Consider the following 13,737-nt stretch of genomic DNA (forward strand, 5'->3'; position numbering starts at 1 on the left):
GCCAGGGTGCTACTTGGTGTCGGCCGGCAGGGTGAAGAGCTCGCTGAGCTCGACCTTGCCGTTCTTGGTCTGCTCGAGGGCGAACCGGAACTCGGTCGCGCCGCGCGAGACCGCACGGTCGAAGGTCCAGTTGCCCTCGGCGTCGATCTCGAAGGTGCCGGGGACGATCTGCGTGCCGGTGATGTTCAGCACGCGGTAGCTCGCGCCGGGCTCACCGGTACCGGTGAAGGTGTTCACGGCACCGGGAGTGACGGAACGGTTGGCGACGGTAACCGGAGCGAAGTCCGCGGCGTTGATCGTGAACAGCTCGGACTTCTCGACCTGGCCGTTCTTGGTCTGCTCGATCACGAATCGGAAGTTCGACGCACCGTTCGAGACGACGCGGTCGAACGTCCAGTTGCCCTGGGCGTCGACTTCGTGCGTGCCGGGGACGATCTGCGTGCCCGAGATGTTCAGGACGCGGAACGTCGCACCGGGCTCACCGGTCCCGGTGAAGGTGTTCGAGCGGCCCGGGGTGACGCGCTCCGGCGTGGTGACGGTCACCGGGGCGAGTGCCGCGGCGTTGATCGTGAACAGTTCGGACTTCTCGACCTGGCCGTTCTTGGTCTGCTCGATCACGAAGCGGAAGTTCGACGCACCAGCGGAGACGACGCGGGCGAACGTCCAGTTGCCCTGCGCGTCGACCTCGAACGTGCCGGGGACGATCTGGGTGCCGGAGACGTTGAGCACGCGGAACGTGGCGCCGGGCTCCGCCGTGCCGGTGAAGGTGTTCGTCAGGCCCGGACGGACGGCGGCCGGCGTGGTGACGGTCACCGGTGCGAGAGCCGACGCGTTCACCGTGAACAGCTCGGACTTGGCGACCTGGCCGTTCTTGGTCTGCTCGATCACGAAACGGAAGTTCGACGCACCGTTGGAGACGACGCGGTCGAAGCTCCAGCGGCCGTCGGCACCGACCTCGAAGGTGCCGGGAACGATCTGGGTGCCGGAGACGTTGAGCACGCGGAACGTCGCGCCGGGCTCGGCCGTACCGGTGAAGGTGTTCGAGCGACCCGGGGTGACCGAGGCCGGACCGGACAGCGTGATCGGGGCCAGCTCCGTGCGACCCTCGACCGTCGCGGTGACGGTCTTGCGGTCGATCTCGCGGTCGTTGATCTTCTGGACCACGACGAGGGCGTTGTCGCCGACCTCGAGGTCGTCGACCGTGATGGACCAGGCGCCGGTGGTGGCGTCAGCCTTGGCCGTCTCGTCGCCGATCGAGATGTCGGCACCGGGGGTGGCGGTACCGGTCACCACGGCCGAGCGGGCCTCGTTGTCGACCGACGCGACCTCGGCGGTCAGCTCGCGCTCGGCGGTCTCGAGGGTGGTCGTCGTCTCGCTCGTTGCGTTGAACGCGCCTTCGACGGCGGTGCCGCTGAGGACGGTGCGCATCGGGAATGTGCCGCCGTCCGCATCCTCGGGAGTGTTCACGTTGATGTTCCAGCGCATCAGCGATGCGTCGGGGAGGTTCCAGGTCGTGGTGGTGGTCACGAAGTCGTAGGTGTACTTCGTGCCGTCCTCAGAGCGGACGCCGTTCGTGAGGGTCATGGACGAGTTCGTCCAGGCCTCACCCGGCTTCTTGTAGGCGCCGTTGATGGTGCCCTGGTCCGCCGCGAAGGTCGTGCCCGCGGGCGCGGTGAACTCGACCTTGCCCTGCGGACGGCTGACGCTGCCCTTGGTCTCGAACAGCGACTCGACCGAGGTCGTCTCACCACGCTCGAGCGCGACGGCGGCCCCATCCTGTCCGATGATTGCGGCGTTGTTGATCGTGACGACGACGTTCTTGCGGTCGACCTCGGTGTTGTTCACCTTCTGGATCGCAGTGAGGGTGTTGGCCCCTTCGGCAAGCCCCGTGACCGTCATGCTCCATGCACCAGACGCATTCACGTTCGCGACCTGACCGTTGATCGTGACGGTGCCGTTCGACGTGGCGGTCCCCGAGACCACCGCGGTCCCTTCGATGTGATTCACCGAAGAAGCCTTGGCCTCGAGCGGGAAAGTGACCTGTTCGAGAGTGGGCTGGAACGAGTACCAGTCGGACTGAACGTTGTTCAGATACGTGCCGTAACTGTAGATCTCACCCATGAAGCCCCAGGTGCCTGCTTTGAGGTAGCCGTCCTGGGTGACGGTCCAGTTGGGCGTATTGCCGCAGGCAGAGTCCTTGTGCGGGTAGGCAGCTGTACCCATACGGCCGCCAGAATTCTTGAAGGACAAGCAGTAGCCGTTCGCCATCTGGACTTTACCGCTCGTGCCGGGCGCCGGGAACGTGCCGGTCATGGCGGCGTTCTTTGCGGCCGAGAGCGAGTTGTACCTAGCGGGATATCCATCGGACTTGAACGCGAGGAAGCTTGATCCTCGTTGTAGAACGATCTTCGCCGTGTAGCGGGCAGCCTTCGTCTCCGCCACGACCGAGCGGTCGCGCTCGGTGGAAGCTGAAGCGGCCGGGAGGCTGAACGACAGCCCGCTGACGATGGTGGCTGCGGCCAGCCCGGCCGCACCCATGGACTTGAGGGCAGTCGATGCCCTCTTCTTGTGAGACATGTGCATCTTTCAGGACAGGCCGCAGACAGCGGCTGTGCGGGAAGGGGCACGCCCGTCAACAGACTCTGACGGCGCATGTGTATTCAGAATATCACGTGAAATACCAACATACGAACGTGCTAGCAGGCGGACGGTGAGCTGAGAGTTGAGTGGGACTGGCGCAGGTTTGCTCCCTCTGAAGTTGACTCCAGCCGACTCAGGAGTAGAGTTGAGCCCATCGGACGCAAGTCCAACGACTTACCCCCAAGCAAGAGGAGCAACACATGGGACGTGCAGTAGGCATCGACCTCGGAACCACCAACTCCGTCGTCGCAGTTCTCGAAGGTGGCGAACCCACCGTCATCGCCAACGCCGAGGGCATGCGCACCACGCCCTCGATCGTGGCGTTCACCAAGGACGGCGAGGTCCTGGTCGGCGAGACCGCCAAGCGCCAGGCCGTGACGAACGTCGACCGCACCATCGCGTCGGTCAAGCGTCACGTCGGCACCGACTGGACCACCGAGATCGACGGCAAGAAGTACACGCCGCAGGAGATCTCGGCTCGCACCCTCGGCAAGCTCAAGCGTGACGCCGAGCAGTACCTCGGCGAGGACGTCACGGACGCGGTCATCACCGTTCCGGCGTACTTCAACGACGCCGAGCGTCAGGCCACGAAGGACGCCGGTGAGATCGCCGGCCTCAACGTCCTCCGCATCATCAACGAGCCGACCGCGGCCGCACTGGCCTACGGCCTCGACAAGGGCAAGGAAGACGAGCTCATCCTGGTCTTCGACCTCGGTGGTGGCACGTTCGACGTCTCCCTGCTCGAGGTGGGCAAGGACGACGACTTCTCGACGATCCAGGTCCGCGCGACCTCCGGTGACAACCGCCTCGGTGGCGACGACTGGGACCAGCGCATCGTCGACTACCTGGTCAAGAAGTTCAAGGACGAGCACGGCGTCGACCTGTCCACGGACAAGATCGCCAAGCAGCGCCTGAAGGAAGCGGCTGAGCAGGCCAAGAAGGAACTGTCGTCGCAGATGTCGGCGAACATCCAGCTCCCGTACCTGACGCTCACCGCCGAGGGTCCGCTGAACCTGGACGAGACCATCTCGCGTGCACAGTTCGAGCAGATGACCTCCGACCTGCTCGACCGCACCAAGAAGCCGTTCAACGACGTCATCAAGGAAGCCGGTGTCTCGGTCAACGACATCGCCCACGTGGTGCTCGTCGGTGGCTCGACCCGCATGCCCGCCGTGGCCGAGGTCGTCAAGTCGCTGACCGGTGGCAAGTCCCCGAACCAGGGTGTCAACCCGGACGAGGTCGTCGCCGTCGGTGCCGCACTGCAGGCCGGTGTACTGAAGGGCGAGCGCAAGGACGTCCTGCTCATCGACGTCACGCCGCTGTCGCTCGGCATCGAGACCAAGGGTGGCCTGATGACGAAGCTCATCGACCGCAACACCGCGATCCCGACCAAGCGGAGCGAGACCTTCACGACCGCTGACGACAACCAGCCGTCGGTCGCGATCCAGGTCTTCCAGGGCGAGCGCGAGTTCACCCGCGACAACAAGCCGCTCGGCACCTTCGAGCTCACCGGCATCGCGCCGGCTCCCCGTGGCGTCCCGCAGGTCGAGGTCACCTTCGACATCGACGCCAACGGCATCGTGCACGTGTCCGCGAAGGACAAGGGCACCGGCAAGGAGCAGTCGATGGTCATCTCCGGCGGTTCGTCGCTGCCGAAGGAGGACATCGAGCGCATGGTCCGCGAGGCCGAGGAGCACGCCGCCGAGGACAAGGCCCGTCGCGAGGCCAACGAGCGTCGCAACCAGGCCGAGCAGCTCGTCTACTCGATCGAGAAGCTCATCAAGGAGAACGACGAGAAGCTCCCCGCGGACGTCAAGTCCGAGGTGCAGGCCGACGTCGACGCGCTCAAGTCCGCTCTCGCAGGCGAGGACGACGACGCCGTGAAGACCGCCTTCGACAAGCTCAACGAGTCGCAGGGCAAGCTCGGCCAGGCCATCTACAGCCAGCAGGACGCAGCAGCCGGCACCGCCGGTGGCGAGCAGCCCGCGGGTGAGCAGCCGGCCGACGACGAGGACATCGTCGACGCCGAGGTCGTGGACGACGAGGACGACAAGGACAAGAAGTAACGATGACGGATCCCAAGGACAACGCGCCCAACGAGGACGAGCCCCAGGTCGAGGGCGACGCCACGAACGCTGCCGAGCCCGAGGACCTCATCGAGGCGGAGGGGCCGGACGTCGAAGTACCGACGGACGGCCCCGCCGCCGGGGGCCCGGCGGCCGATGCAGCGAACGACCTCTCCCCGGAGGACGAAGCGCTGCTCGCCGACGCGGCCCGCGGCATCGCCGAGGACAAGCTGAGCACCGAGGACCGCGACCTCGTCGCCGAGATGCGTGCGGACATGCTCCGTGCGCAGGCCGAGCTGGTGAACTTCCGGAAGCGCGTCGAGCGTGACCGTGAGGCCAACCGCGAGGTCGCCATCGCCGAAGTGGTGCGGGCGCTGCTGCCGGCACTCGACGACCTCACCCGGGCCGAGGCCCACGGTGACCTCGCCGAGGGCCCGATGCAGGTCATCGGCCAGAAGATCCGCGGGGGCTTCGAGAAGTTCAAGCTCGTGCAGATCGGCGAGAAGGGCGAGGCGTTCGACCCGAACATCCACGAGGCGATCGTCCAGCTCCCCACCCCGGGTGCCACCGGACAGACCGTCGCGGACGTCGTCGAGCCGGGCTACAAGCTCGGTGAGCGGGTCCTCCGCGCGGCCAAGGTCGCGGTGGCGGTCCCGGCCTGAGCCGGGTCCCACGGTGACGACAGAAGAAGGCAGGTGATCCATGGCCAGTCAGGATTGGTTCGACAAGGACTTCTACAAGGTCCTCGGCGTGTCCAAGGACGCCTCCGACGCCGAGCTGAAGAAGACGTACCGGAAGCTCGCGCGGCAGTTCCACCCGGACTCCAACCCGGGTGACGCCGCCGCCGAGAACCGTTTCAAGGAGATCAGCGAGGCGTACTCGGTGCTCTCCGACAAGGAGCAGCGCCAGGAGTACGACCAGGTCCGCGCCATGGGCTCCGGCGCTCGCTTCACGGCGGGCGGCGGGGGCCAAGGCGGGTTCGAGGACGTCTTCGGCGGGATGTTCGGGCAGCAGGGCGGTGGCGGACAACGCGTCCGTTTCGGCCAGGGCGGCCCCGGCGGTGCCGGCGGTTTCGAGGACATCCTCGGAGGGATGTTCGGCGGGGGTGGTGGCTTCGGCCAGACCTCCGGCGGCTACCGCGGCTTCGGTGGGCCGACGAAGGGCCGCGACGTCACGGCGTCGACGACCCTCGACTTCACGACGGCCATCGCCGGTGACACCGTCAAGCTGTCGCAGGGCAACGGCCGACCGGTGAACGTCCGCATCCCCGCGGGTGTCGCCGACGGTCAGAAGATCCGTCTGCGCGGCCGCGGCGAGCCCTCGCCCGACGGCGGTGAGGCCGGTGACCTCGTGGTCGGCGTGTCGGTGCGGAAGCACCCGGTGTTCGAGCGCGACGGGCTCAACCTGCGTGTGGACGTCCCCGTGACGTTCACCGAGGCAGCGCTCGGCGCGACGATCGAGGTCCCGACGCTCGGTGGTTCGCCGGTGAAGCTCAAGGTCGCCCCCGGCACGCCGTCGGGTCGTGTCCTGCGCGTCAAGGGCCGCGGCGTCACGACGAAGAACGGCACGGGCGACCTGCTCGCGACCGTCCAGGTCGCGGTGCCGTCGCACCTGTCGGACAAGCAGCGCGAGGCCGTCGAGGCACTCGCGGCTGCGCTGCCCGACGAGAACCCCCGCGAGGACCTCCTCGCCAAGGCGCGCGACTAGCGTCGCGCAACCACAGCAGTAGACCGGTCTGGAGGCCCGGCGCGGCTCCGTCAGGAAGCCGCACCGAGCCTCCAGGCTGGTTTTCACCCCACGCGGACGACGGAAAGGAACGCGCCATGACCGACATGGACGAGAACTCGCCCGTCTTCGCGATCGCGGTCGCTGCGGAACTCGCCGAGATGCACCCGCAGACGCTGCGGCAGTACGACCGGCTCGGCCTGGTCGTGCCGGGCCGCACCCGGGGTGGGTCGCGGCGGTACTCGATGCGTGACGTCGCGCAGCTGCGTGAGATCGCGCGACTCGGCTCCGAGGGGGTGTCGCTGGAGGGCATCCGGCGGGTGCTCGACCTGGAGAACGAGAACAGGGCGCTCCGCGACCGGGTGCGCGAACTCGAGTCGGCGTTGGCCGACCAACTCATCAACCGGCCCGGTGCGCGGGTCTTCGCCGCCACCGCGAGTGGTGCGGCGATCTCCCTCAAGGCGGGGTCGCGGCCGCAGCGGAACACGCAGATCGTGCTGTACCGCGGGCCGCGCTGACGCGCTGACGCGCTGACGCGCTGACGCGCTGACGCGCTGACGAAGCGATGCCCCCGGACCGAGTGGTCCGGGGGCATCGTCGTTTCAACCCGGCGTCACCGGGTGTTCGCGTACACGGTGAAGAGCGAGGTCGTGTACTCCGAACCCGAGACCGACACCGCGAACTTGCAGTCGAACTTCGTGGCGCCGCGGGAGACGACCCGCTCGAAGCTCCAGTTGCCCTCTGGGTCGACCCGCACCGGCTGGGGAACGATCTGCGTACCGGACGAGTTCAGCACGACGAGGGTGGCGCCGGCCGGGCCTGTGCCCTCGAAGGTGTTCACGACACCGGGGTCGACGGCGCGCGTGGTGACCTCGACCGGCTCGAAGCCCTCGTTGGCAGCGATCGTGAAGACCTCCGACCGCTCGGGCCCCTGTTCGCCCTTCGTCTGCTCGATGACGAACTGGAAGCTCGCGGAACCGTTCGTCACCACGCGGTCGAAGGACCAGTTGCCCTCGTCGTCGACCTGGTGCGTGCCGGGCACGATCTGCGTGCCTGAGGCGTTCAGGACGCGGTAGCTCGCGCCGGGTTCGCCGGTCCCGGAGATCCGGTTCACCACACCGGGCGTGACGGTCCCCGGGCCGCTGAGTCGGATCTGGGTCAGGCGGCCGGTCTCGCCGGGATTGACGGTGACCTGTGCGGTGGTGGTGTTGTCGCCCTTCGAGTCCTGAACCACGCGCAGGACGTGCTCGGCTCGGTCCAGCGAGTCCGTGTCGACGAACCAGCGGCCGCTGGGCAGGACCCCCTCGGTGCTGCGACCGACCGTGCGCTCGCCGTCGGCGGTCACCTCGACCACCTCGATGGTGGACCCCGGTTCGCCACTACCGGACATCGAGACCGAACCGCCAACGTGGGCGGCGCCCTCGGCCGGGGTGGCGATGCTGACCGCGGCCCCGTAGTCGACGTCGCGGGTCACCTCGTTCGCGGTGTCGCGGACGCCGTCGACGAACTGTGCGGCAGTGACCCGCAGGACTCCGCCGGCATCGGGTGCGGGGATCGTCGTCTCCCACGCTCCGTTCGGACCTGCCGTGACCGTGTCGCCGAGCTGGTTCCCCGCGGCGTCGTAGAGGCGGACCGCGGCCTCGGGCTGCGCGCTCCCACTGGCCGTCACCGGATCGGACAGGGCGTCGGCGAAGGTCGTCTCGAACGTGAGCGGTGCCACCGTCAGCGTGATCTCGAGCTCTGCGGCGCCGGTGCGTTCGGTTCCCTCGTACTGCTCGAGCTCGAGGGTGCTGGTGCCGAGGGGCAGGTTCGTGACGCGGGCCGTCCAGCGACCGTCGGGCCCGACGACCTGCGGGTTCCGACCGTCGATGAGGACCGTCGCGTCGGGGGTCCCCGTGCCGGAGACCTGGGCGCTCCGTGTCGTGACGTCGGCGGAGTCGACCCGTGCGGTGAACGAGGGCGTGAAGTCCTCGGTGTTCGGCAGCCGGTCGGCGACGTTCTGGGACTGCAGGCGCATCACCCGGTCGGTGTTGAACAGGCCGAGGAAGCCGCGGTTGTAGGTCGACTGCAGGCCGGTGCCGATCGGGTTGTTCGAACCGGTGTTCGCCGCGGTGCGGAACCGCTGCTTGGCGTCACCGTCGACGCACGTCTCGAGGGTGACGGGCGAGTAGCTCGTGATCGAGGCCGTGGCGGCCGTGAGGCACAGGTCGGGATCCGACAGCGGTCGCACGGTGGTGACCGCTCCGGGTGCCGGGATGGACCACCGCACAGCGGCCGCGCGGGCGGCAGTCAGGGTGGTCGCGCGGTTCGCCGGGATCTCTGCTCCGGCCGCCGCCGCCGAGGGGGCGCTGTACCGCGGGGTGGACGGGTCACCGGCGAACGCCGAGGTCTCGGTGACGAGCGGGCCGACCAGGGTCAGCTCCGACTCGTCGAGCTCCGCGGCAGCGGCCGGGGACAGCCCGGTGGTCGCAGCGATCGTCAGGACCGTCAGGCCGGTTGCCGTGCGGACGGTGGTCCTGCGGGCGTGTCTCGTCATCGATGTGTCTCTCTCGTCTCTGAGGGCGGATGGTCGGTACCAACCGTGTCCGGTCGACCCGGATGGAACGCAACATATCAGAGCTGAAGACCCATCGATTATCCGGCAACGCGAGATACAGAATGGCCTTCGTATTCTGAAATACCGAGGCCTGGACAGCGCGCGTGGCGCGCCGTAGTGTGGCGGCGCAAGGCCGGGGGATCCGCTCGACGACAGGGGCACAGATGGACGATCGGGTGCGGCCAGAGGAGCGGAGTCGGCGTCGTGTGCTGATCGCTGCCGTGGTCGGCGGACTCGGGCTGGCGGCGGCCGTGGTCCTGGGACAACGCCCCGGGTTCACCGAAGCGGTGGGCGACGCTGACGACGACGACCTGCAGGCAGAAGTGGACGCGATGCCCTCCGGAGGGGAGTTCGTGATCGACCGGGCCTGGACGCGTTCGCGGAGCCTCGTCGTCCGTCGCCCACTGCGGTTGCGGTTCACCGGCACCGGTGCCCTCCGCATGACGACGGGGTCGAGTGCCCTCCTGGTGCAGGTGTCCGACGTCGAGATCGTGGACGCCGTGATCACGGGTGCCGGTGCCGACAGCGGGGGCCTCGGCCACGGGATCGCGGTGATGGGGCTCCGCGGTGGCCCCCTGCACGGGATCGCCGTACGACGCGGACACTTCCGGGACATCCCGCACGACGGTGTGCACCTGGAGTACTGCGACCGATTCGAGATCACCGGGACGACGATGGAGCGCCTCGGGTACGCGGGCATCGTCGGGGTCGGCGTCGTCGACGGGACCATCGACGGCAACACGGTGCGAGATGTCCGGCAGCCCGCGCGTCGGGTCAACTCCTACGGCATCTCCCTGACGCGCGACGCTCGGCACGCCCCCTCGGAGGCCCGTCGGTCGGCTCGGGTCCGGGTGACGGGCAACCGGATCGACGGTGTCCCCGCTTGGGAGGGTATCGACACGCACGCCGGCGAGGACATCGAGATCCGCGGCAACGTCGTGACGGGCTGCCGGGTCGGCATCGCCGCCGTGCCGTCGAAGGACCCCGCCGATCGGGAGCAGACCAGCGTGGCGCCGATCGGGCTGGTCATCGCGGACAACACCGTGACCAGGTCGTCGGGTCTCGCACCGGGGTCCGCCATCATCGTGAGCGGTGCCGGAACGACCGTCGATTCCTCCCGGCCACGCGCGACGGGAGTGGTCTCGGGCAACGTCGTGACCGGTGGCGGCGGGTCCTCGGGCGAGGCGGGAATCCTGCTCAAACTGACTCGGGGGATGGTGGTCGCCCGCAACCGGATCGAGGCGAGCGTCGACAACGCCGTCTGCCTCGCGCACTCGAACGCGTCGGTCGCGGTCCGTGGGAACCGCATTGTGGGAGTCGGTGGTACCGGGATCGGGGTGAACGTCCGTGCGGGAGCGAACCACGGCGTGATCACGCGGAACCACTTCGAGTCCGCACCGCACGCGCTGGCCGTGGCGGTCCGGTTCGGGGACGCGGACAACCGGTTCGCCGTCCGGCACAACACCTGGGGGACGGCACGGGTCCGGATCGCCCACGGCGGAGCGACGGTGACGACCGGCTGACCTCACGCCCCGGAAGCAGCAGCACCCCCGGAGCCTCGTGGGCCCGGGGGTGCTCTGATGCAGCGGTGGAGCGGGGATCAGCTCGCGGCGAGGGAGAAGGTGCCGGACTTCTTCGGGGTGCCGTCGACGGTCTGTTCGATGACGATGTCGAGCTTGGCGGCGCCCTTGGACACGACGCGGTCGAACGACCAGGTGCCGTCGGCGGTGACCTGGTGGGTGCCGGGCACGATCTGGGCGCCGCTCGGGTTGAGGACCCGGAAGGTCGCGCCGGGGGTGGCGGTGCCGGCGATGTGGTTCGAGACGCCGGCGGTCACCGTCTTCGTGGTGACCGCGACCGGCTCGACGGTCTTCGCCTCGGACTCGAAGGCGATGTCCCGCATCACGGACGTCCGGCCGTCGCTGGTGGTCTGCGTGAAGGTGAGCTCGTACCCGGCCGTGCCGGTCAGGTCGGCCGAGGCCTTCCACGCCCCCACGCCGGAGCGCGCACCGGTGACCGGTGCCGTGAAGAGTTCGCGGCCGCGCTGGTCGGTGGCGGTGATCGTCGCGCCGGCCTCGGCCGTTCCCTCGAACGCGCGAGCGCCGGGCGTGTAGGTGTTCTCGTCCGTGATGCCGTCGACCTGCAGGAGACGGGGGAGGGCCACGCGCTCCGACAAGGAGGAGAACCCCTGCCCGTCGAAGCCGAGGTTCGCGATCGCGAGCTGCTTGCCGGTCTCCTGCGCGCGGATGACGTAGCTCCAGACTTCGTTGTGGGGGACGCCGGCGACGACGCGGTCGCCGTCGAGGATCCACAGGCCCGAGGCGTCATCCGGTTCACCGACGACCTGGACCCGGCCGTCGGTGTGGACGAACACCGACCGCAGTGTCGGCTTCGGCACGGACGCGTCCGTCGGGAGCTGCGCGAGCGAGGCTGCGGTGCGGCTCGAGGGTGTCCCGTCCGCGGCCTTGGCGACGACGTACACCGTCGAGCCGATGCGCTCCTGCGGGATCTGCGCGACGTAGCCGGTCTGGGCGAGGGTCGCGTCGGCGATCGTCGCTCCCGATGCGTCCTGGACGACGACCGAGTCGACGGAGTCCGCGTACTTGCCGGTCAGCACGAACGAGCCGTCCAGTCGCCGTTCCGTGGTCTCGAGGGTGGGTGCGGCCGGGGCGTCGCTCGCGGTCGATGCGAACCGGACGTCGCGCAACTCGTTGGTCCGGCCGTCGGGCGTCGTCTGCTTCAGGGTGATCACGTGGTCGGCGTCGGCGAGGTCGGCGTCGGCGCTCCACGAGCCAGTGCCGTTCCGAGCGTTGCTGACGTCGGTCGTGAACAGGGTGTCACCGGACACGGTGTCCTTCGCGACGATGGTGGCGCCGGCGGTGGCGCTGCCGGCGAAGTGGGTGGTGCCGGGTGTGAAGGTGTTCTGCTCCTGCAGTCCGTCGATCTTGATGGTGCGGGGGATCGGGGTGCGTTCGCCGCGGGTCTGCGTGCCGTCCGCGGCGGTGTGGACCCGGATCGCCTCGAGTCCGGCGTCCTGGTGACGGTTCTGCACGTTCAGGAAGAACAGGCCACCCCCCGTCGACCGGTCGTAGGCGGTGTTGCCGCTGACGAGCCAGACGTCGTCGCCGCCAGCATCACCGGCGACGATGCGAGAACCGAACGGCGTGCTCCAGTCCTGGTATAACTTCGGGGCCGTCAGCGCGGGGTCGATGGGGATCGAGTCGAAGTCGGGATTCTCCTCCTGCACGGTGGAGTCCGACGACGAGGCGGCTGCGGGAGTGGTGGTGGCAGCGGTGGCGACGGCGGGCGTCAGCAAGCCGAAGCCGAGTGAGGCGGTGAGGACACCGCAGACGACCGCGGCGCTCCGGAACGAGGTGCATTCCATTGGGGGCTCCTTCTGATGGGGGACTCCCAGTGTATTGACATGTGAAATACACAGCCTGTTCCTATCGCGAGAGCGATCACCATTCGCTCCGGTGCGGGCCGCCGCCGGGTACGCTGACGCGGTGCCAGACTTCGCCGACCTCTTCCGCCGACGCGACGACGACGCGCCCGACCTCATCGCGATCGACGGCACCGACCGCTTCCTGCTCGACGAAGCACCGCACGTGCACGGCGACGCACTCCGGCAGCCCGGCGAGGTCGCGGTCGTCGACGACCGGTACGGGGTGCTGACGCTCGGCCTCATCACGCAGTACGGGGCGAGCGACATCCGCGTCGTGCAGGACTCGCTGGTGGGGGAGCGGGCGCTCGAGGCCAACGCCGGCACGTTCGGGCTGCGTGGCTTCCACCACCCCGACTCGCTCGAGGACGCCTTCCGCGACGCGCGGCTCGTGGTGCTACGGCTCTCGAAGTCGCACGACCGGCTCGACGAGATCGCCCGCGCGGTCGCCCGGTTCGCGGCGCCCGACGTGGTGCTGCTCTGCGGCGGCAACGTGAAGTACATGCACGTGACGCAGAACGACGTGCTCCGGCGCTCGTTCGGCGAGGTCACGGCATCACGAGGTCGTGGCAAGTCGCGACTGCTCATCGCGCAGGACCCCCTGCGCGCACAGGCGAACCGTGCCGCCACCACGAACCCCTGGCCCCGGTCCGTGCACGTCGACGACCTCGGCATGACCCTGGTGGCACACGGCGGTGTGTTCGCCGGGACGTCGCTCGACCAGGGCACGCGGGTGCTGCTCGACGCGATGGACCAGGCGGTCCCGACCGCGCGCACGATCGTGGACCTGGGGAGCGGCAACGGCGTCATCGCGGCTGCGGTCGCACGTCGGCGACCGTCGGTCCGGGTGATCGCCACCGACGTGTCCCGGATCGCGGTCGAGTCGACGCGCGCGACGGCGGAGGCCAACGGTGTGGCCGACCGGGTGACGGTGCTGCGGACCGACGCGGGCGACGAGCTCGCCGAGGGGTCTGCGCAGCTCGTGCTCTGCAACCCGCCGTTCCACGCGGACACCACGGTGACCACGGACACCGCTGAGGCGATGTTCCGGAACGCCGCCACGATCCTCCAGGCCGGCGGTGAACTGTGGTGCGTCTGGAACACGCACCTGCGCTACCGGCCGGTGCTCTCGCGCCTGGTCGGGCCGACCCGTGAGGTCGTCCGGACCCCCAAGTTCACGGTGACGGCCTCGGTCGCGACCAACCGCTGACGGCCTCGGTCGCGCCCAACCGCTGACGGCGAGAGCCGCCCGGGCTGACCCGGACGGC

9 protein-coding genes are annotated in these 13,737 nt (G+C 68.9%); 6 read left to right on the forward strand and 3 right to left on the reverse strand.

Annotated elements, in window-relative coordinates; all coding sequences use genetic code 11:
• Positions 1 to 9: 9 nt before the first annotated feature.
• Complete coding sequence (locus tag DEJ20_RS02720; protein WP_146245378.1) at positions 10 to 2,577, reverse strand: hypothetical protein; 2,568 nt, start codon at positions 2,575 to 2,577, stop codon at positions 10 to 12.
• A gap of 263 nt (positions 2,578 to 2,840) precedes the next feature.
• Here DEJ20_RS02720 and dnaK point away from each other — a divergent pair, with 263 nt between their 5' ends.
• The 4 genes from dnaK (at position 2,841) to DEJ20_RS02740 (ending at position 6,949) form a co-directional block, all read left to right on the forward strand.
• On the forward strand, positions 2,841 to 4,706 hold the full coding sequence (gene dnaK / locus DEJ20_RS02725; protein ID WP_111234830.1) for a molecular chaperone DnaK: 1,866 nt from the start codon (positions 2,841 to 2,843) through the stop codon (positions 4,704 to 4,706).
• Between the two features lie 2 nt (positions 4,707 to 4,708).
• Positions 4,709 to 5,368 (forward strand): nucleotide exchange factor GrpE, encoded by a 660-nt coding sequence (locus tag DEJ20_RS02730; protein ID WP_083404289.1) that lies wholly within the window; start codon positions 4,709 to 4,711, stop codon positions 5,366 to 5,368.
• A 40-nt stretch (positions 5,369 to 5,408) separates the two neighbouring features.
• A complete protein-coding gene (locus DEJ20_RS02735) occupies positions 5,409 to 6,413 on the forward strand; it encodes a DnaJ C-terminal domain-containing protein (RefSeq protein WP_111234831.1) in 1,005 nt (334 codons plus the stop codon).
• Positions 6,414 to 6,538: 125 nt separating this feature from the next.
• On the forward strand, positions 6,539 to 6,949 hold the full coding sequence (locus DEJ20_RS02740) for a heat shock protein transcriptional repressor HspR (protein ID WP_111234991.1): 411 nt from the start codon (positions 6,539 to 6,541) through the stop codon (positions 6,947 to 6,949).
• Between the two features lie 95 nt (positions 6,950 to 7,044).
• Here the strand turns inward: DEJ20_RS02740 and DEJ20_RS02745 are convergent, their stop codons facing one another.
• Positions 7,045 to 8,967, reverse strand: a complete 1,923-nt coding sequence (locus tag DEJ20_RS02745) for a hypothetical protein (protein ID WP_111234832.1) — start codon at positions 8,965 to 8,967, stop codon at positions 7,045 to 7,047.
• A gap of 224 nt (positions 8,968 to 9,191) precedes the next feature.
• Between DEJ20_RS02745 and DEJ20_RS02750 the strand changes: the two genes are divergently transcribed.
• The gene (locus DEJ20_RS02750; RefSeq protein WP_111234833.1) at positions 9,192 to 10,550 is read left to right on the forward strand and encodes a right-handed parallel beta-helix repeat-containing protein; all 1,359 of its coding nucleotides are present in this window, start codon (positions 9,192 to 9,194) and stop codon (positions 10,548 to 10,550) included.
• A 77-nt stretch (positions 10,551 to 10,627) separates the two neighbouring features.
• Here the strand turns inward: DEJ20_RS02750 and DEJ20_RS02755 are convergent, their stop codons facing one another.
• Positions 10,628 to 12,412, reverse strand: a complete 1,785-nt coding sequence (locus tag DEJ20_RS02755) for a hypothetical protein (RefSeq protein ID WP_111234834.1) — start codon at positions 12,410 to 12,412, stop codon at positions 10,628 to 10,630.
• 121 nt (positions 12,413 to 12,533) lie between these two features.
• Here DEJ20_RS02755 and DEJ20_RS02760 point away from each other — a divergent pair, with 121 nt between their 5' ends.
• Positions 12,534 to 13,679, forward strand: coding sequence for a class I SAM-dependent methyltransferase (locus DEJ20_RS02760; protein ID WP_111234992.1), 1,146 nt, complete (start codon positions 12,534 to 12,536; stop codon positions 13,677 to 13,679).
• The last annotated feature ends 58 nt before the right edge of the window (positions 13,680 to 13,737 follow it).

This window comes from Curtobacterium sp. MCSS17_005, assembly GCF_003234225.2.
Lineage (GTDB): Bacteria > Actinomycetota > Actinomycetes > Actinomycetales > Microbacteriaceae > Curtobacterium > Curtobacterium flaccumfaciens.

Bases quoted from the DNA above. Each gene is read 5' to 3' on its own strand.
- DEJ20_RS02720 (WP_146245378.1), bottom strand. From the start codon at position 2,577: ATGTCTCACAAGAAGAGGGCATCGACTGCCCTCAAGTCCATGGGTGCG.
- dnaK (WP_111234830.1), top strand. From the start codon at position 2,841: ATGGGACGTGCAGTAGGCATCGACCTCGGAACCACCAACTCCGTCGTC.
- DEJ20_RS02730 (WP_083404289.1), top strand. From the start codon at position 4,709: ATGACGGATCCCAAGGACAACGCGCCCAACGAGGACGAGCCCCAGGTC.
- DEJ20_RS02735 (WP_111234831.1), top strand. From the start codon at position 5,409: ATGGCCAGTCAGGATTGGTTCGACAAGGACTTCTACAAGGTCCTCGGC.
- DEJ20_RS02740 (WP_111234991.1), top strand. From the start codon at position 6,539: ATGGACGAGAACTCGCCCGTCTTCGCGATCGCGGTCGCTGCGGAACTC.
- DEJ20_RS02745 (WP_111234832.1), bottom strand. From the start codon at position 8,967: ATGACGAGACACGCCCGCAGGACCACCGTCCGCACGGCAACCGGCCTG.
- DEJ20_RS02750 (WP_111234833.1), top strand. From the start codon at position 9,192: ATGGACGATCGGGTGCGGCCAGAGGAGCGGAGTCGGCGTCGTGTGCTG.
- DEJ20_RS02755 (WP_111234834.1), bottom strand. From the start codon at position 12,412: ATGGAATGCACCTCGTTCCGGAGCGCCGCGGTCGTCTGCGGTGTCCTC.